Origin of the sequence: Streptomyces sp. NBC_00370 (assembly GCF_036084755.1) — a bacterium.
In the GTDB taxonomy this organism is placed as follows: Bacteria; Actinomycetota; Actinomycetes; order Streptomycetales; family Streptomycetaceae; genus Streptomyces.
This window is the reverse complement of the sequence record NZ_CP107968.1, coordinates 5752626-5778992: the sequence shown is the minus strand read 5'-3', so window position 1 is coordinate 5778992 and position 26367 is coordinate 5752626. Positions and strand designations below refer to the sequence as shown.

25 protein-coding genes are annotated in these 26367 nt (G+C 70.7%); 11 read left to right on the top strand and 14 right to left on the bottom strand.

Annotated features, from left to right (window positions below; genetic code table 11):
- The 5 genes from OHS57_RS25885 to OHS57_RS25865 form a co-directional block, all read right to left on the bottom strand.
- Positions 1-603: a dihydrofolate reductase family protein gene (locus tag OHS57_RS25885; protein ID WP_328583493.1), complete on the bottom strand. Its 603-nt coding sequence runs from the start codon at positions 601-603 to the stop codon at positions 1-3.
- Positions 600-1457: a metalloregulator ArsR/SmtB family transcription factor gene (locus OHS57_RS25880; RefSeq protein WP_328583492.1), complete on the bottom strand. Its 858-nt coding sequence runs from the start codon at positions 1455-1457 to the stop codon at positions 600-602. Before OHS57_RS25880 ends, OHS57_RS25885 begins: the two co-directional genes overlap by 4 nt.
- A 109-nt stretch (positions 1458-1566) precedes the next feature.
- Positions 1567-2508 carry a serine hydrolase gene (locus OHS57_RS25875; RefSeq protein WP_328583491.1) on the bottom strand — a complete coding sequence of 314 codons (942 nt, stop codon included), beginning with the start codon at positions 2506-2508 and terminating at the stop codon, positions 1567-1569.
- A 77-nt stretch (positions 2509-2585) separates the two neighbouring features.
- Positions 2586-3368, bottom strand: coding sequence for a metallophosphoesterase family protein (locus OHS57_RS25870; RefSeq protein WP_328583490.1), 783 nt, complete (start codon positions 3366-3368; stop codon positions 2586-2588).
- Entirely contained in the window at positions 3365-3766 is a 402-nt protein-coding gene (locus tag OHS57_RS25865; protein ID WP_328583489.1) for a RidA family protein, read from the bottom strand. Before OHS57_RS25865 ends, OHS57_RS25870 begins: the two co-directional genes overlap by 4 nt.
- 222 nt (positions 3767-3988) lie before the next feature.
- Between OHS57_RS25865 and OHS57_RS25860 the strand changes: the two genes are divergently transcribed.
- Both OHS57_RS25860 and OHS57_RS25855 read left to right on the top strand, forming a co-directional pair.
- Positions 3989-5275, top strand: coding sequence for a hypothetical protein (locus OHS57_RS25860; RefSeq protein WP_328583488.1), 1287 nt, complete (start codon positions 3989-3991; stop codon positions 5273-5275).
- Positions 5254-5646, top strand: a complete 393-nt coding sequence (locus tag OHS57_RS25855) for a hypothetical protein (RefSeq protein WP_328583487.1) — start codon at positions 5254-5256, stop codon at positions 5644-5646. Before OHS57_RS25860 ends, OHS57_RS25855 begins: the two co-directional genes overlap by 22 nt.
- Here OHS57_RS25855 and OHS57_RS25850 read toward each other — a convergent pair.
- Positions 5555-7969 carry an ATP-binding protein gene (locus tag OHS57_RS25850; protein ID WP_328583486.1) on the bottom strand — a complete coding sequence of 805 codons (2415 nt, stop codon included), beginning with the start codon at positions 7967-7969 and terminating at the stop codon, positions 5555-5557. The genes OHS57_RS25855 and OHS57_RS25850 overlap by 92 nt on opposite strands.
- 279 nt (positions 7970-8248) lie before the next feature.
- Here OHS57_RS25850 and OHS57_RS25845 point away from each other — a divergent pair, with 279 nt between their 5' ends.
- The gene (locus OHS57_RS25845; protein WP_328583485.1) at positions 8249-11407 is read left to right on the top strand and encodes an AfsR/SARP family transcriptional regulator; all 3159 of its coding nucleotides are present in this window, start codon (positions 8249-8251) and stop codon (positions 11405-11407) included.
- 243 nt (positions 11408-11650) lie between these two features.
- Here OHS57_RS25845 and OHS57_RS25840 read toward each other — a convergent pair whose 3' ends face one another.
- Complete coding sequence (locus tag OHS57_RS25840) at positions 11651-12532, bottom strand: DMT family transporter (protein WP_328583484.1); 882 nt, start codon at positions 12530-12532, stop codon at positions 11651-11653.
- A gap of 94 nt (positions 12533-12626) precedes the next feature.
- Here OHS57_RS25840 and OHS57_RS25835 point away from each other — a divergent pair, with 94 nt between their 5' ends.
- Entirely contained in the window at positions 12627-13238 is a 612-nt protein-coding gene (locus OHS57_RS25835; RefSeq protein WP_328583483.1) for a TetR/AcrR family transcriptional regulator, read from the top strand.
- Positions 13239-13248: 10 nt separating this feature from the next.
- On the opposite strand, the gene OHS57_RS25830 is transcribed toward OHS57_RS25835, so the two are convergent.
- A complete protein-coding gene (locus OHS57_RS25830) occupies positions 13249-14202 on the bottom strand; it encodes a LysR family transcriptional regulator (protein WP_328583482.1) in 954 nt (317 codons plus the stop codon).
- Between the two features lie 179 nt (positions 14203-14381).
- Here OHS57_RS25830 and snpA point away from each other — a divergent pair, with 179 nt between their 5' ends.
- On the top strand, positions 14382-15068 hold the full coding sequence (gene snpA / locus OHS57_RS25825; RefSeq protein WP_198533207.1) for a snapalysin: 687 nt from the start codon (positions 14382-14384) through the stop codon (positions 15066-15068).
- 77 nt (positions 15069-15145) lie between these two features.
- On the top strand, positions 15146-15814 hold the full coding sequence (locus OHS57_RS25820) for a hypothetical protein (RefSeq protein WP_328583481.1): 669 nt from the start codon (positions 15146-15148) through the stop codon (positions 15812-15814).
- Between the two features lie 45 nt (positions 15815-15859).
- Here the strand turns inward: OHS57_RS25820 and OHS57_RS25815 are convergent, their stop codons facing one another.
- The 4 genes from OHS57_RS25815 to OHS57_RS25800 form a co-directional block, all read right to left on the bottom strand.
- The gene (locus OHS57_RS25815; protein WP_041984528.1) at positions 15860-16300 is read right to left on the bottom strand and encodes a DUF6304 family protein; all 441 of its coding nucleotides are present in this window, start codon (positions 16298-16300) and stop codon (positions 15860-15862) included.
- A 35-nt stretch (positions 16301-16335) separates the two neighbouring features.
- Positions 16336-16860, bottom strand: a complete 525-nt coding sequence (locus OHS57_RS25810; protein WP_443043096.1) for a GNAT family N-acetyltransferase — start codon at positions 16858-16860, stop codon at positions 16336-16338.
- A 231-nt stretch (positions 16861-17091) separates the two neighbouring features.
- Entirely contained in the window at positions 17092-18138 is a 1047-nt protein-coding gene (locus tag OHS57_RS25805; RefSeq protein ID WP_041984531.1) for a family 2 encapsulin nanocompartment cargo protein polyprenyl transferase, read from the bottom strand.
- Positions 18139-18327: 189 nt separating this feature from the next.
- Positions 18328-19731 (bottom strand): family 2B encapsulin nanocompartment shell protein, encoded by a 1404-nt coding sequence (locus tag OHS57_RS25800; protein WP_041984535.1) that lies wholly within the window; start codon positions 19729-19731, stop codon positions 18328-18330.
- Between the two features lie 257 nt (positions 19732-19988).
- On the opposite strand from OHS57_RS25800, the gene OHS57_RS25795 reads away from it, so the two are divergent.
- On the top strand, positions 19989-20987 hold the full coding sequence (locus tag OHS57_RS25795) for a 1-aminocyclopropane-1-carboxylate deaminase/D-cysteine desulfhydrase (RefSeq protein WP_328583480.1): 999 nt from the start codon (positions 19989-19991) through the stop codon (positions 20985-20987).
- 14 nt (positions 20988-21001) lie between these two features.
- Here OHS57_RS25795 and OHS57_RS25790 read toward each other — a convergent pair whose 3' ends face one another.
- Positions 21002-22603, bottom strand: a complete 1602-nt coding sequence (locus tag OHS57_RS25790; RefSeq protein ID WP_328583479.1) for a Na+/H+ antiporter — start codon at positions 22601-22603, stop codon at positions 21002-21004.
- Positions 22604-22639: 36 nt separating this feature from the next.
- Here OHS57_RS25790 and OHS57_RS25785 point away from each other — a divergent pair, with 36 nt between their 5' ends.
- The 3 genes from OHS57_RS25785 (at position 22640) to OHS57_RS25775 (ending at position 24529) form a co-directional block, all read left to right on the top strand.
- On the top strand, positions 22640-22900 hold the full coding sequence (locus tag OHS57_RS25785; protein ID WP_078863418.1) for a UBP-type zinc finger domain-containing protein: 261 nt from the start codon (positions 22640-22642) through the stop codon (positions 22898-22900).
- Between the two features lie 241 nt (positions 22901-23141).
- Positions 23142-23555: an anti-sigma regulatory factor gene (locus OHS57_RS25780; RefSeq protein WP_041984546.1), complete on the top strand. Its 414-nt coding sequence runs from the start codon at positions 23142-23144 to the stop codon at positions 23553-23555.
- The gene (locus OHS57_RS25775; protein WP_078863419.1) at positions 23552-24529 is read left to right on the top strand and encodes an RNA polymerase sigma factor SigF; all 978 of its coding nucleotides are present in this window, start codon (positions 23552-23554) and stop codon (positions 24527-24529) included. The genes OHS57_RS25780 and OHS57_RS25775 overlap by 4 nt, the downstream gene beginning before the upstream one ends.
- Before the next feature lie 107 nt (positions 24530-24636).
- Here OHS57_RS25775 and OHS57_RS25770 read toward each other — a convergent pair whose 3' ends face one another.
- A complete protein-coding gene (locus OHS57_RS25770; protein WP_328583478.1) occupies positions 24637-25089 on the bottom strand; it encodes a hypothetical protein in 453 nt (150 codons plus the stop codon).
- Positions 25090-25159: 70 nt separating this feature from the next.
- On the opposite strand from OHS57_RS25770, the gene OHS57_RS25765 reads away from it, so the two are divergent.
- Positions 25160-26128, top strand: coding sequence for a diacylglycerol/lipid kinase family protein (locus OHS57_RS25765; protein WP_041984558.1), 969 nt, complete (start codon positions 25160-25162; stop codon positions 26126-26128).
- The last annotated feature ends 239 nt before the right edge of the window (positions 26129-26367 follow it).

Here is a 26367-nt window from a genome sequence, read left to right as displayed (position 1 = left end):
TCAGCGGACCCGGTCGTAGACCAGGGCCAACGTGCCGTGTTCGCCTGCCTCTTGGCTGGCCAGCGTCCACTGCCCGGCGGGCAGGCCGTCGTCGAAGAGGCGCGGGCCGCCGCCGAGGAAGACCGGGAAGACGTTGAGCGCCAGCCGGTCGACCTGGTCGGCGGCGAGCAGCGCCTTGATGACGCTCGCGCTGGACAGGACGAGGATGTCGCCCCCTTCGGTCGCCCTGAGGTCGGCGACGACCTCGGCGGCCGGCTTGTCCACGATCGTCGTACGCTCCCACGGCGCCTCGCCGAGGGTCGAGGACAGGACCACCTTCTCGCTCTCGACCAGCCACGTCGCGAAGCCTTCGTCCCGCGGGTCGGCCCCCTCCATGCCGATGACGGTCGGCCAGAAGCCCAGGAAGCCCTCGGCGTTGACCCGCCCGAGCAGGGCCGTCGATGCCGACCCCCAGAGGCCGGCCAGATGGTCGCGGGCGACGTCGGTGACCGCGTACGGCATCACCCAGCTCATGTCCTGGGCGTCGCCGGGGCCGGCGTAACGGCCGTCGAGGGAAAGGCTCATGTTGGTGACGACCCGGCGGCCGGTTGTCTGCTCAGTCACTTCGTGCTCCTTGTCCGGGGGCTGCACTGGATGTCGTGCTCACCGGCGGCGAGGGTCGCGGCGAGCTTGTCGAGGCTCTGGCCGAAGCCGATCTCGATGCCCGCGACGAAGTCCGCCGAGTCGACGGTGCTGTCGGTGATCCGGTAGAGGACGGTCAGGTCCGTCCCCGCGTCGGTGGGGGTGAGGCCGCATTCGACATGCGCGATGAAGGCGAACCCGCCGCCGGGAAACAGCGGCGAGAGCCGGTAGGCGAGGCGTTCACCGGGGCGTACGTCCTCGACCACCCCCTCGGCGCGCCCGGCGACCCGGTCGGAGCCGTCGGCGTCCTCCGCGTCGCGGTACTCCTGGACGATCCGGCCGCCAGGCCGCGTCTCGAAGACCAGCTCGGAGACGCGGAGGTCGTCGGGGGTCCACCAGTGGGCGAGCAGGGACGGCTCTGTCAGGTGGCGCCAGACCTGTTCGGGTCCGCCCGTCAGCGACCGGAGGAAGGTGAACGAACGGCCGTCCGCCCACCCCTGTTCGTCCGCCGCGAGCCGCTCCGCCTGAAGGCTCAGCCCGTGCCGTTCGTAGTCGGCCCGCACGCCGCCCGCTCGGTCGGCGGTGTCGGCGAGCCGCCCGAGTGCCTCCGCCAGCTCCCGCAGCGGAGCGGACCGCAGCGCGTAGACCCGGCGCTGCCCTGTCCGCTGCGAGGTGACGAGCCCGGCCCGCTCCAGGGTCTGCAGATGCTTGGTGGTCTGCGGCTGCCGCGCCTCGGCGAGCTGGGCGAGGACCCCGACCGAGCGGGGCCGCTCGGCCAGCAGTCTCACGAGTCGCCAGCGGGCCGGATCGGCCAGTGCGATGAGGAGTGCGTCCATGGGAAATAGTATTCGTCATGGAGAATATTCTCGTCAAGGAATAAGTGGGGGCGCGCTCAATCGCGGCGGTCAGTCGATGTGGGACGGTACGGCCGGGGCGGCTGGCCGTTCAGGCGGAGGCGAAACCTTTCATCGCCACGCGGGCCGCCTGTTCGACGATCTTGATGCCCGCCTCTTCCGTGGTGCAGCCGTTCAGCAGGACCGCCATCAGATAGACCCGGCCGCCGGACTCGACCCGGCCGATGCTGTTGACGTCCCACTTCTTCGTCGCGCTCCGCTGGAGCCAGCCGTTCTTGAGTGCTGTCGTGGTGCCGGTGTCGGCCACGGCCGAGACGCCCCATTGCTGGCTCTTGGCTATGTGCCGCATGAGGTCCTGGATGTACTTGCGGGAGGCCGCCGACAGGGGTGGACCTTCGCCGAACACGTTCTGCAGCAGGCGCACTTGGTCCTGTGCGGTGGTCCTGGTCACGCCCCAGACCGTGCCGCCGCCGCCCTGGGTCTGCGAGAGGCCGAGGCGTTTGTTGGCGGCGTCGAGGCCGACGGCGCTGCCGATGGCGGTCCACAGGGCACTCGTCGCGTCGTTATCACTGTTCTCGATCATGTCGGCGGCGTAGGCCCGTTCCTTCGCCGTCAACTCGCGCCCCGCGTCCTGCGCCTGGAGCAGGAGTGTGGCGAGGATGTCGACCTTGACGATACTGGCCGTGTCGAAAGCGCCGTCGCCGTACGTCGCCCACTTGCCGCTCTCGGTGTCCAGCAGCGCGACGGACAGCTCGTTGCCGGAGAGCGTGGCCGCGAGCGGGTCGAGGGCCGGCTTCAGGTCCATCGGTACGGGGGTGGGGGTGGGCGACGACTGCGGCGAGCGCGGCGTCCGCTGGGCTGTCGGTGTGCCGTTGTCGTCCTGGTGGGCCTTTGTCTCCGCGTACGTACCGCCGCCGCCGAGCAGCAGGACAGCGGCGGTGACCGCCCACGTCACCCGCCGTCTCTTGGCCTTGCGGCGGCGTCGCTGCTCCCTGCGGGAGCGCCGGCGCCGACCAGGCATGTCCTCATGCACGCGTTCGATGGTAATCGATGGTTCGTTCGGGCTTTTGTGGGTTTTCTGCTGGTTTGACCCCGTCAACAGCTGCCCGATCAGGCTCCGTTCGGGCCCTTCCTGCCGTCTCTCGGGCCGAAGATCGCCAGCGCCTCCGCGTCACCGGCACGGGCGTTGAGGAAGTACTCCGCCCACTCCGCGATGTCCGGATACCCGGACTCGGCGCCGAGCCGGGCCGCCGCCGCCTCGGTGTCGAAGTGGGTGACGCGCAGTTCGACGCCGGGGCCCAGCAGCGCCCAGTGCGCGCCTGGCCGGCCGTACGGCATGCCGACGCTGCCCGGGTTGACGATCTGGCGGCCGTGCGCGAGCCGAACGAACGGCATATGGGTGTGGCCGCACACGACGGTGCGTACGTCGTCGTCCAGCCCGGCCAGCACCTCGGCCCAACGCGCGAGGCGCGAGTCCACCAGGACCACCTCCTCGTCGTCGCGCGGCGTCGCGTGGCAGAAGAGGACGTCGCCGAGGCCGGCCACCGACAGCCGCCGGGTACGCGGAAGTCCCGCGAGCAGCGCCACATGGTCCGCCGTGAGCCGGCCGGCCGCCCAGGTCGCGACGGGGTCGCCGGGGACCTCCGAGATCAACCCCTTTCGCAGCTCTACCAGTTCGCGATCGGCGTTGCCGCCGATCAGTACGGCCCGGTCGCCGAGGCCCGTCAGCACCTCCAGCACCTCGTTGGGCTGCGGTCCCGCCGCGATGTCGCCGGTGACCACCACCCGTGCCGCGGCGGCGACTTCGGGCTCGGCCAGCACCGCCTCCAGGGCGGGCAGGACGCCGTGGATGTCGGACACGACAGCGACCCGGCCGGTTCGCGGGGCGGTCAACTCGGCACTTCGGCAACGGCGGTGATCTCCACGAGCTGCCCCGCGTACCCGAGGCAGGCCACCCCGAGCAGCGTGGACGTGTGCGGGCCGAGCGTCAGGCCGCCGGCCTGTACGACCGCCCACACGCGGCCGAGATCGGCGGGGTCCTGCGACACCACGTACACGTCGGTGGACACCACATCGCCGGGCCCGCAGCCGACGGCCCGCAGCGCCGTCTCCATGTTGGCGAGCACCTGCCGGGTCTGCGCCTCGAAGTCGCCGGGCCCTACGAGGTTCCCCTCGGCGTCGAGCGGTACGGCCCCGGCGAGGAACGCGAGGCGCCGGCCGGTGTCGACGACCGCCGCATGCGCGTAGTCCGGCGGCGGGAACAGCTCGGGCACGGTCGTACGGCGAACCATCGATGTCACTCCTCGTGCCGGGCCCACACGTACCGGCCCCGGCATTGTCGTCACTCCTCCCCCTCCGCGCCCACCGGTTTTCCCGCGCCGCGCGCGTGTCGGCACGGGCGGCCCGCTGCAAGGTTTCGGCAAGGCCCGGTCAAGCCTCCGACCGACCTGCGGGGGCATGTCACGTCACGCAAGGCCCGGAAGAAAGGTCCGAAAACAGCGTCGGGGGATCTGATGACTGATGTGAGAGGGCGGCCCTTGAGCGGCGGCCCGGTAGAGCGGGAGACCGGCCCGGTACAGCGGGAGACCGGTCAGTGGCTGACACTGACCGGCTGCCGGAAGGTACTGGTCGTCGTGCACACGGAGGTGTACGGGCAGCGGCTGCGCGAGCTGCTGCCACTGCTGGAGTCCGATCTGCGGATCCAGGTGGTGTTCACCATCGCGCCGCACGCGTTCAACGAGGGCGCGGCACGCTCGCTGCGCGCGATGGGAAGCACCGTAATGCCGTGGGAGGAGGCGGTCCGTACCGAGTTCGACCTCGCACTCGCCGCCGGGTCGCAGGGAGTTGAGCGGCTTCGCGCACCGCTGATCCGTCTGCCGCACGGGGCGGGGCACATGAAGCTGTCGCGCGTGCTCGACAGCAAGACGGCTGACAGCGAGGAGCCGAGGACGGTCGGCGGGCTGGGGCGCTCGTACCTCATGTGGGACGGTCGGGTCGTACCGAAGGCGTTCGCGCTGGCCCACCGGTCCGACCTGACGGCTCTGAAGCGCTGGTGCCCGGAGGCGCTGCCGGTGGCCGAGGTGGTCGGTGACGCCGACCACGACCGGATCACCGCCAGCCTTCCGCATCGCGCCGCCTACCGCGAGGCGTTGGGGTTGCGCCCCGAGCAGAAGCTGATAATGGTCTGCTCGACGTGGGGACTGGGGTCGTCGTTCAACCGGATCGACGCGCTGCTGCCGAGGCTGGTGGCCGAGCTGCCGCGCCATGAGTACCGGATCGCGGTGCTGCTGCACCCCAACATCCACGCCGGCCACGGCGACTGGCAGGTGAAGGCGTGGCTGGCCGGTTTCCGGCGGCGCGGCGTCGCGGTCGTACCGCCGGACGCCGACTGGCGTTCGCATCTGATCGCGGCGGACTGGGTGATCGGGGACCACGGTTCCGTCACGCTGTACGCCACGTTGACGCGGGCGACCATCCTGCTGGCCCGATTCCCTGACGGGGACGTCAACCCGGAGTCGCCCGGGGCCGAACTGGCACAGGCCGCACCGGCGTTGTCCCCGGCTCACCCGCTGCCCGAGCAACTGGCTTACGCGGCGGCCGAGTACCCGGCGCGGGAGTACGCGCGGATCGCGGCGCGGATCTCGTCGGAGCCCGGCCGCTTCAACGAGCTGATGCGCAAGCTGATGTACCGGATCCTGGGCCTCGGCCGACCGGCCCATCAACCTGCCGTCCGGCCACTGCCGTTGCCGGAACCGCTGGAGTCGGAGGAGGGGCTGACATGGTCGCCGACGGCCATCTGAACATCGATCTCGACGGCGGGGTGGACGAGCGGTGGCTGCAGTGCGCCGACGTGCTCCACGCGACGGCACTCCGCCCGTACGGCGAGGCGTTACGGCTCGCCCGCCGGACGATGCGGCGGTGGCCGGGGTGCCTGCTGACCGTCGTACGGTGCGCGGACGGCGGATGTGTGGCGGCGGCCCGCGCCGGTGACCGGGTCGTCGTGAGGTGGCTGCCGGTCGGGGCCGCTTTCTCCACCGAGGGTTATGTGCGCTTCTCGTCGTTGCTGTACGTCTGGCTGGTCAGGGCTCGGACGGCCGGTCCGGCGACCGGCCGGACGGCCGGTCAAGACGGTCCAGGCGCTCCTCCAGACGCCGTACGTCGGTCGCGCTGACCTGGGCGTAGCGGGCCAGGGACTGCTCGTACCAGTTCCTGGCCCGTGCGCCGTCCTGCCGTTCCTCGGCCGATTCGCCGAGCATCTCCAGCACCCGGCCCTGCCAGTGCCGGGACCCGGTCTCCTCGAACTCACCCAATGCGGCGATCAGTTGGCGCTCAATGTCGTCGACGGTCCGCCCGGCGCGCGGGAGTCGGGCGGACGCGCGGCCGAGAAACGCCAGGGCGCGGGCGGCGTCGTACGCGTCGTGTTCGGCGAGCAGGTCCGCGCGGGCGCGTTCGAGCAGCGGGACGGCCTGTTCGGGGCGGTCGACCGCGAGGGCCACGTCGCCGAGGCAGATCCGGGTGAGTGCCGCGCCGCGCCGGTAACCGATCTCTTCCCGCAGATCGAGCGCCGGGGTGAAGAACGTTGCGGCTTCCGCCAGCCGTCCTGCGAGCCGGTGCGACTGGCCGAGGCCGTGCAGCGCCTGTGCCTCGGCGCGCCGGTCGCCGTCCCTGACCGCCTCCTCGCGCGCCTGCGCGAACCATTCCACGGCGTCGTCATGGCGCCCCGCGTTGCGCAGTCCGGTGCCGCCCGAGGTGAGCATCCGGCTCTCGGCCTGCCGCTCGCCGGCGCGGCGGGCAGCGGCGAGTCCGATCTCGTGCGCTTCGATCCACAGGTCGTAGGGCCGTAATCGGAGGAAGGCGGGCCACATCGCGTCGGCGAGCTGCCACGCGGTGGCGTCCCAGCCGTGTTCGGCGGCTGCTCGTAACGCGGCCATGAGATGGGGCAGTTCGGCACTGAGCCAGTTCAAGGCGCCGGGTGCGGCGCTGAACGGCGGCCGCTGCCCGGGGTCCGGTGGGAACGCGTAGTCGCGGGGCAGTGTGCGGTGGCTCGGAGCCAGCAGGGCCTCGGCGGCCGTGGCGGTAAACAGATACGCGTCCACGACCCGGCGTACGGTGTCGCGCCGGTCGGCGGATGTCTCCAACTCGCCCGCCAGGTCTGCCGCGTGGGCCCTGGTCAGGTCGTGGAACCGGTAGCGGTCGGCGCCGGAGACAGGATCGGGGCCCAGCTCTTCCAACAGATTCACCTCGGCGAGATCGTCGAGCAGCAGAGCCGCTTCGTCCGGGCGTACGGAACAGGCAGCGGCGGCGACGGCCGTGCCGAACACGACGACGGGCAGCAGCCCCAACCGCCGGTAGCCCACGGCCAGTCCGGGCGGCAGATGGCGGTACGACTCGTCCAGCGCGCCCCGCACGGCGTACCCGCCCTCGATGCTGAGGGTGTCGAGCCGGCCCGCGCCGCCGTCCCGGTCAAGGGCCCCGGCCATGGCGGCGAGCGGCTGCCGCGGCCGTACCGCCATCCGCGCCGCCGCCACGCACACGGCCAGCGGCAGTCCGGCACACGCGGTGACGACCTGCCGGGCCGCTTCGGGCTCCCTGCCGACCCGGTCGGCGCCGATCCGGCGCCTCAGCAGATCGACGGCGTCGCTCACGGCGAGCGCGCCGAGCTGGACGAACGCCGCGCCGTCGACGCCGAGTCCGGTCAGCCGGGACCGGCTGGTGACGGCGACGAGCGTGCCGGAGCCGCCCGGCAGCAGCGGACGTACCTGCGCGGCGCTCACCGCGTTGTCGAGCATCACGGCGAGCCGCAGCCCGGCAGTGTGCGACCGCCACAGGGCGGCCTGCTCGCCGAGCCCGGCCGGCGAGTGCGGCGCGCCGATCGCCCGGAGGAACTGGCCGAGGATTTCGCCGGGCCCGGCGGGCATCTGGTCCTGGCCTGAATGACCGCGCAGATCGGCGTAGAGCTGCCCGTCGGGGAACTCGTCGGCCAGAGCGCTCAGCCAGCGGGAGGCGAGGGTGGTCTTGCCGACCCCGGGTGAGCCGCTGATGACGACGATCGCGGGCCCGCCGAAGGGCCGGCCCACCAGCTCGTCCAAGGTGGCGAGTTCGCTCGTACGCCCGGTGAAGTCGGCAGGTACGGGCAGCAGTTGACGCGGGACGGCGGGAGCGGCCGGTACGGCGACGGAGGCCGGGGCGTGGAAGTGCACTCCGCCCTGGATGTGGTGCGCCTGGACGAGGTGCCCGTCGATCGACGTGTCACCGGAGACGGTGTTGCCGACCGGCCCTCCCACTCCCCCGCCCGCATCGACCCACCCCCGCAACGCCCGAGCAAACTCCGGTGCTGTGGATGCCTGTTCGGCCAGCTCGTCAGCCAACCCACCGACGTCGCCCTCCGCCGCCGCCCGCACCCGTAACACCGTCGCCGGATCCACGCCCCTCACGCCTTCCAGCGCGCCGACGAGAGCCCGCCACACACCCGGTCTGGCATATGCCTGCGTCATAGCCACACGCAGCTCGACAGCCGTGACCTCGCCCAATGCAACCGCCCTCCCCCGTAAGTGCATTCTCCCCGACGTCCGGTCGCGGCCGGCCAGAAGAGGCGCCTGCCCATTGATTGATCGGAACTTACCCATACTTTGTCTATTGCAGACTGAATAATTCAGCTAATGAACGTTCAAGCCAAGATAAGTATTCAACTGACGCCACCTTTTGACCGAAGTTGACATCGTGGGACCCTTTGGCAGGGGCCCGCGGGCAGCGGACCGGGTATGGGGGCGCTGGTGACCTTCGAGATACTCATCCTGGGGCCGGTGGAATTACGCTCCGGCGGTCGCCGTGACGCCCTCGGCACCGCCCGGGAGGGGCTGACGCTGGCCGCGCTGGCCGTGGACGCCGGCCGCCCCGTCCCCCTCGACACCCTGATCCACCGGCTGTGGGACGACAATCCGCCCCGCAAGCCACGGGCGAGCCTGCATGTGTACGCGGCGCGGATCCGCCGAAGACTCGACAGCGCGGACGGCGATGTCCGTCTCGCGCAGCAGGCGGGTTCGTACACGCTCGAAATCGACCCCGATCAGGTCGATCTGCACCGCTTCCAGCGACTGACCGCGGAGGCGCGATCCCTCTCCGACGCGGGGGACGACGTCCAGGCACTCGCCTTGCTGGAGGAGGCGGAAGCGGGCTGGCGGGGCGAGCCGCTGTCGGGCCTGCCCGGCCTCTGGGCGGAAAGCGTCCGGACGAATATGGCGGAGAAGCATCTGGCCGCGAAGCTCACCCGAATCGCCGTCGAGTTACGGATGGGCCATTTCGCCGAGCTGATACCGGACTTGACGACGTTGCTCGAACAGCATCCGACCGACGAGGGCCTGGCGGGCCATCTGATGGTCGCCGACTACGGCTGCGGCCGGCAGGCGGACGCGTTACGCGTGTACGACACCGTACGGCGCCGGCTGAGCGAGGAGTTGGGCGCCGAGCCGGGCGGCGCACTCTCGCGGCTCCAGCAACTCATCCTGAACCAGGCTCCCGTGGCGGACCTGCTCGTGCGGCCCGAACCGGTCTCGGCGGCGCCGCACACCTTGCCGAGCCACGGTGAACTCGTCGGCAGGGAACGAGAGATGCGGGCGCTCCAGGCGCCGGGGCCGGGGCCGGGCGGCGCTGTGATCGCCCTCCAGGCCATCAGCGGCATGCCGGGCATCGGTAAATCCACCCTCGCCGTCCACGCGGCCCGGCGCCTCACCCCTTCCTACCCCTCGGGCCAGGTCCACTTCGACCTGGAGGCACACGCCCCGGGCCGTAACCCGCTCACCCCGCAGGCGGCACTGTCCGCGCTGTTACGGATCTTCGGCGTACCCGCCTCCGAAATCCCTGGTGAGCTGGGCGAGTTGGTGTCTCTTTGGCGGACCTTGCTCGCCACCCGCCGCGCGGTGATCGTCCTCGACGACGCAGCCGACGCGGAGCAGGTCCGCCCGCTGCTCCCGGGCGACTCCCCGTCGCTGGTCATCATCACCAGCCGCCGGCGGCTGACCGGTCTGCCCGGGGTGCGGTCGCTGTTCCTGGACGTCATGACGGCGGACGAGGCCGACGCCATGTTCCGGCAGCTGGCGGGCGAGGAGCGCAGTCGCGATCAGGCGGAGGTGTCCGAGATAACCCGGCTGTGCGGAAACCTTCCGCTGGCCGTGGAACTGGCGGCGGGCCGGCTGGTCTCACGTCCTTCGTGGACGACGGCGCACCTGATCCGCAGGCTGTCGCGGGAGGACGGCCGGCTCGGCGAAATCCGGGACGGCTTCTCGATGGAGATCGCGCGCGCGTTCGAGATGTCGTACCACACGCTTCCCGCAGATCAACGCACCGCGTTCCGGCTGCTGAGCCTGCACCTCGGGCCGGATTTCGATCTCCACGCGGCTGCGGCTCTGCTGGGCCGTGAACCTGATGAATCCGAAAGGATGTTGGAAGAACTCCTCGACGCGCACCTGATACGTGAACCGTCCCCCGAGCGGTACGCCTACCACGACCTGCTCCGCGAATTCGCCCGCACCCTGACGACCACCGAGGACCCACCGGCCGTACGCGACACGGCCGTTGAACGCCTGATCGATTTCTACACGGAGTCCTGCGCACAGGCGGACCGCGCCGTATACCCGCACCACTTCCAGCTCGACCTCTTCGAACTTTTATCCGACATTCGAATAAATGGATGGGACGACGCGCAGGGCGCCAGACAGTGGCTGAATGACGAGCGCGCGGCGCTGATCGCCGCCGAACGCCGTTCGAGAGATCACGGCAGCCCCGCGAAGGCCGCGCGACTGGCCCACGTGCTGGCGCGCTTCCTCGACGAGGAGGGCTACTGGCCGGAGGCCCGCGAGATGCACACGGCGGCAGCGGCCCACTGGCGCGAGGAGGGCAACCGACAGGCCGAGGCCCTGGCCTTGATCGACCTGGGCTCGGCCCGCTCCCACGCCAGTGACTACGAGCACGCCATGGAAGCGGGAAACAGTGCTCTCGATGCGGCTGCCGCCATCAACGACAGCCAAGTAGCGGCATCGGCTTTTCATCTGCTCGGAGTGGTGTACTGGAATCTGGGCCGCCTGGACGACGCCCTCGCCATCCAGGAAAAAGCGTTGGAACTCCGCAGGCGATCCGGCGACATTTGGCAGCTCGCCCGCTGCGCCAACAATCTGGGCATCACCCACCTCTTCCGCGCGAATTATTCGACGTCGCTCGAATATTTCCAATCTGCGCTCGCCGGCTTTCGCGAGACAGCGGATCTCCGACAGGTCTCCCATGTATTGAACAACATGTCGGATCATGCACTCCAAATGGGAGACCGCGACACAGCACGTAAGTTGCTGGCAGAATGCATCGAATTACTCCACATCACAGGCGGCGCGTCCGACGAGGCAACCGCCCAGGTCAATCTCGCGGACACCATGGACGCCGCCACGGAATTCGAAGCGATTTTGGATTTGTATCGACAGGCACTTGTCACCTTTCACCGACTGGGAGACCGCCGCAACGCCTGCATCACCCTGCACGGAATGGGGGTCGCCCATCAAGTGGCGGGGCTGCTGGCCGAGGCCGCAACTCACCACCAGCGAGCCCTCGACCTGGCCAGGAGCATCGGCGCCGCTCACGAAGAGGCCCAAGCTCTGCGCCACTTGGGAATGACCGAACACCGGCTCGGCCGACTGGCGTCCGCCACGGCGCACCTTGAGGCAGCAGTCGCTCTGGCCGACCGGACCGGCGCGACGAAGGAAACCGCGCACGCCCTCGACAGCTTGGCTCTGCTCTGCGCCGAGACCGACGAACCGGACCGCGCGAGAGCGCTTTGGCTTCGCGCATGCGCAGCTTTCACGGAACTTTCCGACACAGCAGAAGTCGCCCGCATTGCGGGACATCTGACTGACCGTCACCTCACCCTACCCGAGGTTGGACGGAACTGAAACGGGAGTTGCCGGACTCCCCGTCGCTGGGGTAAACCAGACGCCCAGGGGAAGATCGTTCCCCGTCGGCGGACCACAGCGAATTGTGCGGAGAATACCCATGCTCGACTTCATCAGGAAATTTGCCCTCTACATGTGCATCCCGAGCTTCTTCCTGATGGGCATTTCCGGTGCGAATGGGCACACAGAGGCAGCACCCGCTCACACACAGACAGCAATACACAGCATTCGGTAACCCTGTCGCTAACGGCGTGACCCGGGAGCGGTGGCGACGACGGCCACCGCTGTCAGGCCGATGGCGAGGCCCGCGGCCGTTCGTGGGCCGAAGGGTTCGTGGAACATCAGGGCGCCCCAGACCGCGGTGACCGGGGCCATCAGGAACATCAGCGCGTTGACCCGGGTGATGCCGTAGCGCCGTAGCACCAGCCAGTACAGCCCGTAGCCGCCGAAGGTCGCGAGGCCGATCAGCCAGCTGATCGCCAGCCAGAAGCCGGGGTCGGCGGGCGGTGCCGCCGCGCCCGTGGCCAGGGCGAGGGCCGTGAAGACGACGGCGCTGGTGGCGCAGTGGACCGTCATGGCGACCGACGGTGCGGTACGGGTACGGCTGCGGCCCTCCACGAACGTCGCGGCGACCAGCGAGAGCATGCCGATGAACGGCACCCCGTACGCCCACGGCCGGACCCCGGCCGAGGCGGTCGCCGTGGCGTCGGCCGTGGTGACCAGGACGACGCCCGCGACGCCCAGGCAGAGCCCGAGCCACTGCCGCGCCGACACGTACTGGCGCAGCAGCGGGCCCGCCAGGGCTCCGGCGACCAGGGGCTGGGTGCCGTCGACGAGGGCGGTGGTGCCACTGGAGACGCCGAGCTGGATCGCGTAGTAGACCGTGAGCAGATAGCCGCTCTGGGACAGCAGGCCGACCGCCGCCTGCCGGAGCAGGTCGCGCGCCGTGAGACCGCGCCAGGAGGCGCGGGTGACGGTCAGCGCTGCCAGCCCGAGGACGGCGGCGAGCGGCAGGAAGCGCCACATCAGGATCGTCACAGCGCCGGCGCTGCCCGCGCCGAGTTTGGCTCCGATGAATCCGGAGCTCCAGCAGACGACGAATCCGACCGCCAAGAGGACCTGCACCACGCATCACCCGTCCGGGAGAGACAACTAAACCGTTCTGTTTACTCGCCTGCCCGACCCGAACCCGGAGTAAACAGAACGGTATAGTGGACGGATGGAACGGATCGTACTGACGCCGGGCGCCCGCCGCGCACTGGACGCCGCATCCCGGCTGTTCTACGAGCGCGGGATCCATGCCGTCGGCGTGGACCTCATCGCCGCCGAGGCCGGGGTCACCAAGAAGACGCTCTACGACCGCTTCGGCTCCAAGGAGCAGCTCGTCGTGGAGTACCTCGCCGCCCGCGACGAGCGCTGGCGCGCCTTCCTCGCCGAGCGGCTGGCCGCATCGGACGCGGCGGGCGGCGGAGCCGTGGAGCGGATCGTCGCGGTGTTCGACGCCTCGCGGGACTGGATGGAGGAGTTCAGCCGGCGGGGATGCAGCATGGTCAACGCCCATGCGGAGATCGACGACCCCGGCCACCCCGCGTACGCGATCATCACCGGCCAGAAGGCCTGGATGCTGGACCTGTTCACCACGCTCGCCCGCGAGGCGCGGACCGCGGATCCCGCGGCGCCGGAGCCCGAGTCCCTGGGCCGCACCCTCGCGCTGCTGCACGAAGGCGCGCTCGTGGCCCACGGGCTGCGGACGTTCCCGGATCCGGTCGGCCACGCCAGGGACCAGGCGCGGACGCTGCTCGGCACGGTGGGACGCACCCGCGCCGACTGACCGGTGCGGCCTACGCGGCGGGCGCGTGCAGGAGCGGGCTCTTGTGGTGGGTCAGCCACTGGCGGTACGCGACGGTGCGCAGCGCCGCCTCGCGGTACGCCGCCGTCAGGTCCGCGTACGCCTCGGCGCCGTCGCCTCCCGGGCGGGAGAACAGCAGCAGCCGTACCGCCAGCGGGTCGTCGCGCAGCGGTCTGATCGCGATGTCGTCGCGCGGACCCGAGGTGGGCTGGCAGGGGGCGACCGCCTCGCCGACCGCGATCAGATTTGCCGCCGTTAGATAATCTCCGTGCATGACACGGGGGTTGAGGCCGGCGGCGCCCAGGACGCGGCGCAGGCCGTCCGATTCGCCGTCCACCGTCGGGTCGATCATCCAGCGGTCCTCGGCGAGGTCGGCCAGCTCGACGACGGAGCTCGCCGCCGCCGGGTGGTCCAGCGACATGGAGACGAACTGCGGCTCACGCTCGACCAGTACGCGCTGTTCCAGGCCGTCGGGGACGGGCAGCGGACAGCCCTCCACCTCGTGGACGAACGCCACGTCGAGCTGTCCCGCTGCGACCATCTTCAGCAGGGCGCCCGCTGACACGTCCATGTGCAGGGTGATGTCCGTGCCGGGCAGCCGGTCGCGCAGCCGGCGCAGCCAGCCCGCCAGGGCGCGGCTCGCGGTGGAGCCGACCCGCAGACAGGGGCCGTCGGCCCGGCCCGCCGCCGCGCGCGCCTCGGCGACGAGCAAGGCCATGCCCGCGACGAGCGGCCGGGCCCGGCTCAGCACGGAGCGGCCCAGCGGGGTCGGCCGGCAGCCGGTGCGTTCACGGGAGAACAGCTCCGCGCCCAGGGTGTTCTCGATCCGGCGCAGTTGGGTGGTCAGGGACGGCTGGCTCATCCCCAGCTGTCGCGCCGCCTTGTGCAGACTCCCCGTGTCGGCGATGGCGCAGACGGCACGCAAATGCCTTACCTCCAGCTCCATCCCCCGAGCGTAGAGCGTGCTGCTCCGCTTACACCAGGGGTCCAAACCGCTGCAATAGGCGCGGACTTCGCCGGTGATTGGTCCGTGCTATCGGCTGTTGCCATCATCCGCGCGGGGCCGGACTCACCGAGACTCTGCGGTACCGAACCCGTTCTACGGACGAGTAGGAGTCCCCCCACATGAGACACCCCAAGACGGTGATGTCCGCAATCTGCGGAATCGGCCTCGGCCTCGCGACCGCCTTCGGCGCTCCCGCCACCGCAGCCACCGGCAGCGCTGCCCCCACCAGCGCTGCCGGCGCCACTTCCCTCTCCTCGCCCGCCGCGACGTCCGTCGCCGCGTACGAGGGCTCGAAGGAAGAGGCGGCCAACAACAAGGCGTTCTTCGAGGCCGTCCTCAAGTCCGCAGCGCAGAAGCGCGCCGCCAACCCCGGTGCGCAGGCTGTCACCGTCGTCTACGACCCGTCGCAGGCGCCCAGCTTCGCCGGCCAGATATCGAACGCGGCGTCGATCTGGAACAGCGCGGTCTCCAACGTGCAGCTCCAGGCCGGCAGCAACGCCGACTTCGACTACTACGAGGGCAACGACCCGGCGGGCTCGTACGCGAGCACCGACGGGCACGGCCGGGGCTACGTCTTCCTCGACTACGCCCAGAACCAGCAGTACGACTCGGTCCGTGTCACCACGCACGAGACCGGGCACGTGCTCGGTCTGCCCGACACCTACGACGGTCCGTGCAGTGAGCTGATGTCGGGCGGCGGACCCGGTACGTCGTGCACGAACAGCCAGCCGGACGCGTCGGAGCGCGCCCAGGTCAACGCCCTGTGGGCCAACGGCATCGCCGCCGCGCTCGCCAAGGTGTCCTGACCCGTCCGTACGCCAGGAGGGCGCCCCACCGTACGCCGCGTACGGTGGGGCGCCCTTTCCCTTGGTAGCGTCGCTCGGTGGACTTCAGTACGAACACGGGCGCATCGCCCGGGAGCGGCCTTCTGCCGGCCGTCGACGGCGACTTCCAGACCCAGCTCACGGTACGGACGACGTTACGCACGAGCGTCCAGCTGGCCGACTGGGCGGCTGCCCAGGGCCTCACCCTGACCCCGACCGTCCTCGACCGGGGCCGCACGCCGGGGCGCCCGACGCTCACCCGGCGCGGCACGGGCAGTTTCGAGGAGCAGCGGCGCGCGGCCGACGCGTGCGCCGCGCTGCTGGCGGAGGCCGGCTTCGCCGTCGTACGGACGCGGATCGAGGCGGCTGCCTGGAACGACGGGGTGCCGCTGACGGACACCGAAGCGGCGGCGCTGCCGCCGCACTGTCACTTCGAGCACCGGGTCACGCTGCGGCTGGCCATCCCGTACGACACGAAGCGGCTGGCCGCGCTCGCCGAGCGGCACTCGGCGCAGGTGGCGCGCACCGCACGCCGGGTGCTCTCCCCCGGCGTACAGGAGCGGTCCGTGGTCCAGCGGGTGCCGGGGGCCGGCCGGACCGGGGCACGCGCCCGGCTGGACGGGCTGCTGGACGCGCTGTTCTCGGCGGGCTTCCAGCCGGCCGATGTCGAGGAGGGGTTCGTACTCCTCGACGACAACCCCCCGTTCAGCTGGCCGGGCCGGACCTGACCCGGCCGCGGCTCGCCAGACTGACGCTGGTGCCGGTGGCCGGACTCAGGCGCCCACCAGCGGCCTGCCGCCCAGCTCGGTGTCGGTCGGCAGCTGGCGTCTGATCCGCTCCAGGGCCTCACCGAAACCGCCGCCCGAGATACCTGATTCGTACGCCGCCCCCGCGCAGTGCAGCGTCAGGCTCAGCTCGGCGCGGCCGGCCGGTGCTCCGGTCTGCCGCTCACCGAGCGTCAGCAGGCAGTTGAGCGTGGCCTGTTGCGCCACCCCGGCGGCGACGACCGGCAGCCGGACGTCCCACTCCATGACACAGGACGACAGCACCTCACCCGCGCCCACCGGTTCCAGGGTGGCGAAATCCGGCCCCTCGTACTCGACTTCCCTGATGCGGGTCCGGACCTGATGCCCGCTCGTCGTAAAGGTGATCGCTTCCGCGCCCTGGCGGTCCCGGTACCAACCCGCCCATGAATCCGTCAACTCCGCTGTCATGGCGCGGACTGTAGCGCTAACGGGATCTTTCACCGTCAGCCGCCCTGCGGATCGCGCCACATGGGCCACATATGTGGTCCGTCCGGCAGATCGACGGTGGTCCCGGTGAAGGCGAAGCCGAGCCGCTCGTAGAGCCGGCCGCTGCGCTCGCTGCTCGCCTCCAGATAGGCCGGGGTCCCTTCGCGGTCGCAGCGCTCCAGTACCGGTTCGATCAGCGCTTTACCGAGGCCCTTGCCCTGGTGTTCCGGGGAGACCGCGATCATCAGCAGATACTCGTGGGCCCTGTCGTGCGGATGGATCGCCCCCGTCAGCCGGCCGATCAGCTCGGCACGTTCGTTGTCCGGGTCGGAGACCTCCCGCATCCTGGCCGGGGTGTCGTCCTCCTCCTCGGGCAGCCCGGCGGGTATCTGGAGCCAGAGCGCCGCCGCGTTGCCGTCCTCCGTGATGTCCGCGCGGCCCTCGGTGAGCGCCACGTCCACGAACACACCGAGGAACTTGCTGTGCAGGGTGCGCCGCTGCGCCTCGTCGGGGAAGACCCAACTGCTCACCGGGTCGTCCATGAACGCCTCGTCCAGCAGCCGCACCAGGGTCGCCCGGTCCTCCTCCCCGGCCTGTCGGATCCCCACGCCCGGCACCCGGCCCGGCGGCCCGCCCGGCCCCGTGCCTGATTCCGCGGCCGTGTCTGTCGTCTGGCTCATGATCCGGCCCTCCTCGCTGATCGTCGTGTCGTCAATAGGACGAGGCGATCTTAGAGTTGGGGCGCCCGGCTGTCCCAGCGGGCGACGGAGTCGTTACCGGCTGCGGCGCGTGACGAACTCCGCCAGGGCCATCAGATCGCCCGCGGCCGTGAGATCGGGGACGGCCCGGGAGAGCTGATGGACCGCCCGGGACATCCGGTCGGCCGCCTGGAGCTGCGCCCAGTCCCGACCGCCGGCCCGTTCGACGGCAGCGGCCGCGCGCTGGACGGCCGCCGCGTCCATCGGCCCCTGGTACAGCTCGGCCAGTTCCTCGGCCGCCGGTGTGCCGGAGGCGAGCGCCGCGACCACCGGCAGGGACTTCTTGTGCGCCACCAGGTCGGCGCCGGCCGGCTTGCCCGTACGGTCCGGGTCGCCCCAGATGCCGATCAGATCGTCGATGAGCTGGAAGGCCAGGCCCGCCTCCCTGCCGAACGCGTCCAGCGCGGCGACCTCCTCGGCGCCCGCGCCCGCGTAGAGCGCGCCGAGCGCGCACGACGTGCCGAGCAGGGCGCCCGTCTTGGCCGTCGCCATGGAAAGGCACTCTTCCAGGGTGACTTCGTGCGGGCCCCGCTCCTCGAAGGCGCAGTCCGCCTGCTGGCCGGCGCAGAGTTCGATGACGCAGGACGCCAGCGCGGCCGAGGCCGCCGCCGACGCGGGATGCGGGTCCTCGGCGAGCAGCCGCAGCGAGAGCGCCATCACGGCGTCGCCCGTGATGATCGCGTCCGGGGTGCCGAAGACCGTCCAGGCGGTGGCGCGGTGGCGGCGGGTCGGGTCCTCGTCGATCACGTCGTCGTGGAGGAGGGTGAAGTTGTGGGCGAGCTCAACGGCGACCGCCGCCCGTACGGCCTGCTGCGGATCACCGCCCAGCGCGCGGGTCGCGGAGAGGACGAGGGCGGGCCTGATGGCCTTGCCCGCCCGGCCGGACGCGGGGGTGCCGTCGGCGTGCTCCCAGCCGAAGTGGTACATCGCGACTCTCCGTATGGAGCCCGGCAACGACTCGACGGTGGAGCGTAGTTCCGGATCGACGACGGTCCGGGTGCGCTCCAGGAGAGCCACCGCCTCATGGCCCTCGGCGGGGGCGTCCGTGCTGGTCATGGTCATGATCGCTTCCTTCGGCGCGAGGTGGTGCTGGGTGGTGCCAGGTGGTGCTGGGTGGTGCGAGATGAAGACGTGGTCAGGAGACCGGGGCAGTGGTGCGGCGGGGCGGGGCCGGGTGCCGGAGGGGCCGGCCGGCGGGCTCGTACGGCCGGCCGGCCCCTCCGGGCTGTCGTCACCCGGTCTGCCGCCCCACTACCAGCGGCTCACTTCCACGTTCTCCAGGACACCGACGGCGTCCGGCACGAGGATCGCGGCCGAGTAGTACGCCGTGACCAGGTACGAGATGATCGCCTGCTCGTCGATCCCCATGAACCGGACCGACAGGCTCGGCTCGATCTCGTCGGGGATGCCGCTCTGCTGGAGCCCGATGACGCCCTGCTCGGCCTCGCCCGTACGCATGCAGATGATCGAGGTCGTCCGCGCGTCCGAGATCGGGATCTTGCTGGACGGGAAGATGGGCACCCCGCGCCAGGCGGGCACATGGTGACCCGCGACCTCGACGCTGTCCGGGTAGATCCCGCGCTTGTTGCACTCGCGGCCGAAGGCGGCGATGGCCTTCGGATGGGCCAGGAAGAGCTTCGAGCCGCGCCGCCGCGACAGCAGCTCGTCCATGTCGTCGGGGCTCGGGCCGCCGTCGTGCGGCTGGAGCCGCTGGCCGTAGTCACAGTTGTTCAACAGACCGAACTCGCGGTTGTTGATCAGCTCGAACTCCTGGCGCTCGCGCAGCGCCTCGACCGTGAGCCGCAACTGCTGCTCGGTCTGGTTCATCGGCTGGTTGTAGAGGTCGGCGACCCTGCTGTGCACCTTCAGCACGGTCTGGGCCACGCTCAGCTCGTACTCGCGCGGCGCGCCCTCGTAGTCCACGAACGTGTGGGGGATGGCGGCCTCCCCCACATGGCCGGCCGAGAGGTCGATCGCGGCCTCGCCGTACTGGTTCGTCCGCTGCCCGGGGATCGACGCCAGACCCGCCAGATGCCCGCTCAGCGAGTCGGCGCGCTCCGCGAGGTTCAGCACGTCCTGGCGGGTCAGCACCAGGACCGTCGTCTTCGTCGCCGCGCGCGCCGTGTACTCCCAGGTGGCGTCCCGGTCGAGCAGGGCCTGGTCGCCGAAGTACGCCCCGTCGCCGAGGACTTCGAGCACCGTCTCGTCCCCGTACGGGCCGGTGCCGATCTTCTCCACCTTGCCGTGCGCGAGCAGGAACACCCGGTCGTCCGTGTCCCCGCTCGTGGCCAGGACCTGGCCGGCGGCGAACTCCTGCTGTTCGCAGCGGTTCGCCAGCTCGGCGAGCACCTCCTGGTCCTCGTAATCACGCAGTGCAGGCAGTTCCCCGAGCTCGGCGGGGATGACCGCCACCCGGTCCCCGGTCTGCACGAACGTCACGCGTCCGTCGCCGACCGCATAGCTGAGCCGCCGGTTCACCCGGTAGGTACCACCCTGCACCTGAACCCACGGCAGCATCCGCAGCAGCCACCGCGAGGTGATCTCCTGCATCTGCGGAACCGATTTGGTGGTGGTCGCCAGGTTCCGCGCGGCGGCGGTTCCCAGACTCTGCTGGGGCGGCGCCTGTGCTTCACGGACCTCGTCACCAACCGACATGAAGTCTCCCCTTCGATCATGTGCTGACCTGCGGGACAAAGACTTTCAGTACCGAGCGTGGCCGCGCCATTACACAAATGAGTGGGACTGATTCCCGCAGGACGGGGCACAACACGCAAAAGTCCACCCCGATGGGCCAATTGCCCCGATAAGCCCGCGCGGGTGGTGGCAGGCGGTGCGCGCCGTGTACCCGTATCGCGACCTGACCGACCACGGACCGACATGACACCTGGCCGACCGCGCGCCGACAATGAAGGGTGACCTCGCCCGAAGCGCTCGATCCCGCAGGCCTGCGGCCCCTGCTCCCCTCGCCGCTCCAGCCCGCCGACGACGAGCGCTTCGCCCGGCACGGCGTACGGCTGCTGCTCAAGCGCGACGATCTGATCCATCCGGAGCTGCCGGGCAACAAGTGGCGGAAGCTGACGCCCAATCTGCGGGCCGCGTCCGCCGCCGGGCTGCGCACCCTGCTGACCTTCGGCGGCGCGTACTCGAACCATCTGCGCGCCACGGCCGCGGCGGGCCGGCTGCTCGGCTTCGCCACCGTGGGGGTCGTACGGGGCGAGGAGCTGGCGGACCGGCCGCTGAACCCCTCACTCGCGCGCTGCGCTGCCGACGGGATGCGGCTGCGGTTCGTCTCGCGGGCCGCGTACCGGCGTAAGGCCGAGCCCGGTGTCGCGGCGTCGCTGGTGACCGCAGCGCTCGCGGGCAGCGGCCTGGACCGGGATTCCGTTTATCTGCTGCCCGAGGGCGGCAGCAACGCCAGAGCGGCCCGCGGCTGTGCCGGTCTCGGCCAGGAGCTGCGCGGGGCCGCCGAGGTCGCCGCCGTCGCCTGCGGCACCGGTGGCACCCTGGCGGGCCTGGCGGCAGGGCTCGGGGCCGGGCAGCGGGCGGTGGGTTTCCCGGTCCTCAGAGGCGGCTTCATCGGCCGGGAGACGCGCGAGCTGCAACGCGCGGCCTTCGGCGGCCCCGTCGGTGAGTGGAGTCTTGACGACCGGTTCCACTTCGGCGGTTTCGCCCGGGTACCCGCCGTCCTCGACGCCTTCGCCGACGACTTCGAGGACCGGCACGGACTGCCCGTGGAGCGGCTCTACGTCGCCAAGATGCTCTACGGCCTGACGACGCTCGTCACGGAGGGCGCCTTCGCGCGCGGCAGCACGGTCGCCGCCGTCATCACCGGCCGCCCCGAACCGGCGGACCCGCAGGCACCGGTTGAGCCGCAGGCACCGCCGACCCCACACGCCCCGCGCAAAACGTAGGGGCCGGAGGACCGTCAGTCCGAGGTCTCCTCCCGGTAGGCCGCCGCCTCCTCCAGGTCCAGCCTGCGCAGCAGCGTCCGCAGCATCTCGTCGTCGATGCTCCGCCGGTCCCGCAGCTCGACGAAGACCGAGCGCTCCGTCTGCAGCACCTCGCCCGCGAGCCGCCGGTACGTCTCGTCCGCCGACTCCCCCGTCGTCTCGTTGACCGTGCCGAGCCGTTCCCAGACGGCGTTGCGGCGCCGCTCCAGGACCGCTCGCAGCCGGTCGGCCAGGGGCTTCGGCAGGGCGTTGCGGTCGTCGGCCAGCAGCTCGCGCAGCCGCCGCTCGGCGGCCCGTGACGCCTCGCTCTGCGCCTGCGCCTCCGCGAGCGTCTCGGCCTGTCTGTCGCGCCCCGGCAGCTTCAGCAGCCGGATCAGCAGCGGCAGGGTGAGCCCCTGGACGACGAGCGTGCCGATGACGGTCGTGAAGGTCAGGAACAGCACCAGGTTGCGTCCCGGGAAGGGGTCGCCGTCGTCCATGGACAGCGGGATGGAGAAGGCGATCGCCAGCGACACCACCCCCCGCATCCCGGCCCAGCCCACGATGAGCGGCGCCTTCCAGTTGGTGTCCGTCTCACGTTCCCTGATCCGCCGGGACAGCGCGCGCGGCAGGAAGGTCGCCGGGTAGACCCAGACGAACCGGGCGAGCACGACGACCACGAAGACGCCGACGGCGTACAGGCACGACTCGGCGACCCCGTACTCGCCGAGTCCCCTGAGCACGAACGGCAGTTGGAGCCCGATCAGCGCGAAGACCGCCGACTCCAGCACGAAGGCGACCATCTTCCAGACGGCGTGCTCCTGGAGCCGGGTGTCGAAGTCGACCTGCCAGGAGCGGTGTCCGAGGTAGAGGGCGACCACGACGACGGCCAGCACCCCCGAGGCGCCGAACTGCTCCGCGAGCGCGTAGGCGACGAACGGGATGAGCAGTGAGAGCGTGTTCTGCAGCAGCGCTTCCTTGAGGTGGGTGCGCAGCCAGTGGATCGGCACCATCAGGATGAGCCCGACGGCCACACCGCCCAGCGAGGCCAGCGCGAACTCGCGGAACCCCTCGCCCCAGCCGGCCCCGGCGCCGACGGCGGCGGCCAGCGCCACCTTGAACGCGGTGATCGCGGTCGCGTCGTTCACCAGCGACTCGCCCTGCAGGATCGTGGTGACCCGGCCCGGCAGCCCGAGCTTCCTGGCGATGGCGGTGGCGGCGACCGCGTCGGGCGGCGCGACGACGGCGCCCAGCACCAGCGCAGCGGTCAGCGGCAGGTCCGGCACCAGCAGGAAGGCGAGATAGCCGACGACGAGCGTCGCGAAGAGCACGTAGCCGACCGAGAGCAGCGCGACGGGCCGCATGTTGGCCCGCAGGTCGAGGTACGAGCTGTCCACCGAAGCCGTGTACAGCAGCGGCGGCAGGATCAGCGGCAGCACGATGTGCGGGTCGAGCGTGTAGTCGGGTACGCCGGGCACGTACGCGGCGATCAGCCCGACCGTCACGAGCAGCAGCGGCGCGGGCACCGGCGTGCGCCGGGCGGCCCCGGCCACGGCGGCGCTGCCCGCCACCAGTGCTACCAGCTGCAATACATCCATCCGGGTGTCCTCACATGCGTCGTAACCTTGGTCATCATGAGCGAGTGCGAACACGTCGCGGATCTGCCGCGCCCCGAGCCCGAACCGCAGAGTGACACGTGTCTGGAGTGTCTGGCAGCCGGTACCCACCCCGTACAGCTGCGGATGTGCCTGGTCTGCGGCCATGTGGGCTGCTGCGACTCCTCTCCGTACCGCCACGGGACGCGGCATTTCAAGGACACGGGTCATGCGGTGATGCGGTCCTTCGAGCCGGGCGAGAGCTGGCGCTGGTGCTTTGTCGACGGTTCGATCGTCTGACGTCTGGGTACGTCAACCCTCCGCCGGTTATTCCGCATTGGGCGGTCCACACCTCAAGCGACTTTGCGTGCACATGGACTTACCATCGGTGACAGCCGTGCGGAGAGGGTCCGGCGACAGGGCACTATGGATCGCGATAGCGTCGCCAGTCCAGACCGGCTGCGTGCCGACCACGTACCGCAAGGCTCCGGACCTCTCCCGGTCCTGAGCCCTGAAAGCTTGTGCCACCTTGGAGGTGAGGGTGTCCCAGATCGCAGGCGAGCCCGGGACCCAGGACTTCGTGGAAGTCCGGCTGCCCGCTGCGGGTGCCTACCTGTCCGTGCTGCGTACGGCCACGGCCGGCCTCGCGGCGCGCTTGGACTTCACCCTCGACGAGATCGAGGACCTGCGCATCGCCGTCGACGAGGCCTGCGCGATCCTGCTTCAGCAGGCCGTGCCCGGCTCCGTCCTCAGCTGCGTCTTCCGGCTGATCGAGGATTCGCTGGAGGTCACCGTCTCGGCCCCGACCACCGACGGGCGCGCGCCGGAGCGTGACACGTTCGCGTGGACGGTGCTCTCGGCGCTGGCCGGCAAGGTCGACTCGACGGTGGCAGAGGACCGTACGGTCGCAATCAGCCTGTACAAACAGCGCGGCGCCGGACCCGGTCCGGCGTGAGGGACGGGGGAAGGCCGGTGCAGGACGAGGGGCGCGTCCCCCGGGGTCCTGGGGGAGGGCACGAAGGCTCCGTCGAGCGGGTGCTCACTCCTGCGGGTGTCCCGGAGCAACAGGCCCGCCCCCACCCGGTGGACGGATCTGACGGACCGGACGGCGGGACGGCGGCGGAGCAGGCGCGGGCGGAGCGGGCGGCCTTTATGAGCGAGCAACACCACGATCCACATGACCGCAGCGGGGCGCGGGCGATGTTCATCGAGCTGCGCGAGCTGCCTGACGGTTCGTCCGAGAAGGCGGATCTGCGCAACAGGCTGGTGCGGATGCATCTGCCGCTGGTCGAGCATCTGGCCAGGCGCTTCCGCAACCGCGGTGAGCCGCTGGACGATCTGACCCAGGTGGCGACGATCGGCCTGATCAAGTCGGTCGACCGGTTCGACCCGGACCGCGGTGTCGAGTTCTCGACGTACGCGACCCCCACGGTCGTCGGCGAGATCAAGCGGCACTTCCGCGACAAGGGCTGGGCGGTACGGGTACCCCGCCGCCTCCAGGAGCTGCGGCTGTCGCTGACGACCGCGACGGCCGAGTTGTCCCAGCAGCACGGCCGCTCGCCCACGGTCCACGAACTGGCCGAGCGGCTGGGGATCTCCGAGGAGGAGGTCCTGGAGGGGCTGGAGTCCGCGAACGCGTACTCGACGCTGTCGCTCGACGTGCCGGACACGGACGACGAGTCGCCGGCCGTCGCCGACACCCTCGGTTCCGAGGACGAGGCCCTGGAGGGCGTCGAGTACCGGGAGTCGCTGAAGCCGCTGTTGGAGGATCTGCCGCCGCGCGAGAAGCGGATCCTGCTGCTGCGCTTCTTCGGCAACATGACCCAGTCGCAGATCGCGCAGGAGGTCGGCATCTCCCAGATGCACGTGTCACGGCTGCTGGCCCGGACGCTGGCGCAGCTGCGTGAGCGGCTGCTCGTCGAGGAGTGACCGTCGGGGAGTAACCCTCGGGGAATGTCCGTCGGGCAATGTCCGTCGGGCAACGTCCGTCGGGGAATCACCGGGGCGGGACGACGGGGCAGGTCGGGGCCCGTGCGTCAGGCGTCGTCGCCTGCCGGGCCCCGGATGCCGAGCGCCTCGGTGGTCGTCGGGTTGACCAGGGCCACGAGCCCGGCCACGGCGACCACCGCGAGCGCGATGCCGGCCGGCACCAGCGCCCCGGACGCCGTCAGCAGCGCCCAGGCGGCGGGCAGCGCCATGATCTGCGTGATCATCGCGGGGCCCCGGCTCCACCGGCGGCGCAGCAACAGACCGCGCGCCGCGATCAGCGGAATGGCGCCGAGGACGAGCACGGTCACCCCGAGCGTCACCGCCTGCTGCGGACTGTCCGGGTCTCCGCTCACCGCTTCGACCAGCAGATACACCCCGCCGGCCAGCAGCGCCAAGGCCTCGGCCAGGCACACGGCGGCCGCGACGGCGAGCCGCGCGGGACGCGGTCCTCGGACGGCGTCGGCTGCGGGTTCGGGGGTCTTCTTCTCACTGCTGCTCACCCGAGCAGCGTAGCCGCCGCCCACGGGCCGGGATCGGCCCCCGGGGTCACCGGCCGGTAATCTTCCAGGCATGCGCGCACTCCTCGTGGTCAATCCGGCAGCAACCACCACCAGTGCCCGGACACGTGACGTTCTGATCCACGCACTCGCCAGCGAGATGAAGCTGGAGGCCGTCACGACGGAGTACCGCGGACACGCGCGCGACCTCGGCAGGAAGGCGGCCGAGTCCGAGGACATCGAGCTGGTCGTCGCCCTCGGCGGGGACGGCACGGTCAACGAGGTCGTGAACGGGCTGCTGCACAACGGCCCCGATCCGGACCGGCTGCCCCGGCTGGCCGTCGTGCCCGGCGGCTCCACCAATGTCTTCGCACGGGCGCTCGGCATCCCCAACGACGCCGTGGAGGCCACCGGAGCGATCTTGGACGCCCTGCGGGACGGCAGCGGCCGTACGGTCGGTCTGGGGCTCGCCGCGGGCACTCCAGGTACGGACGACGAAGGGGTGCCGTCGCGCTGGTTCACGTTCTGCGCCGGATTCGGACTCGTGGCCGGGGTCGTCGGCCGGGTCGAACAGCAGCGGGAGCGCGGGAAGCGTTCGACGCACGCCCTTTACGTGCGCCAGGTGATACGCCAGTTCCTCGAAGAGCCGCACCGCAGACAGGGGATGATCACCCTGGAGCGGCCCGGCGCCGACCCGGTGACCGATCTCGTGCTGTCCATAGTCTGTAACACGGGCCCCTGGACCTACCTGGGGAATCGTCCGGTGTACGGCTCCCCCGGCGCCTCTTTCGACACGGCTCTGGACGTGATCGGACTGAGCCGGCTGTCGTCGGCGGCGGTCGCCAGATACGCGACTCAGCTGCTCACTTCGACGCCCGAAAAGGGCCTTCATGGGAAGCATGCCGTCGCCCTGCACGACCTGACGGACTTCACCTTGCATTCAAAGGTCCCCCTGCCCTTCCAACTGGACGGCGACCACCTGGGACTGCGAACGAGCGTGACGTTCACAGGCGTACGCCGTGCACTGCGTGTGATTGTGTGAGTGGAAGGGGCCAAACTCCTTCCACTCGAACGTTTAGGCTGGCATCCACCCCATGGAAGTACGGCTGTGACCTAGTCGACACCGAGGAATCAAAAAAAAGTTTCCGGAAGGGGTTGTATCCGCCGCCGAGGTTTGCGAATCTCTACATGGCGATCGGGACGGCCCGCAACACCGGCCTCCCTGAGAACCAGAACCCCTCCTCATCCCAAGGACGACGTCAGTCCGCCTGACGGTCGGCC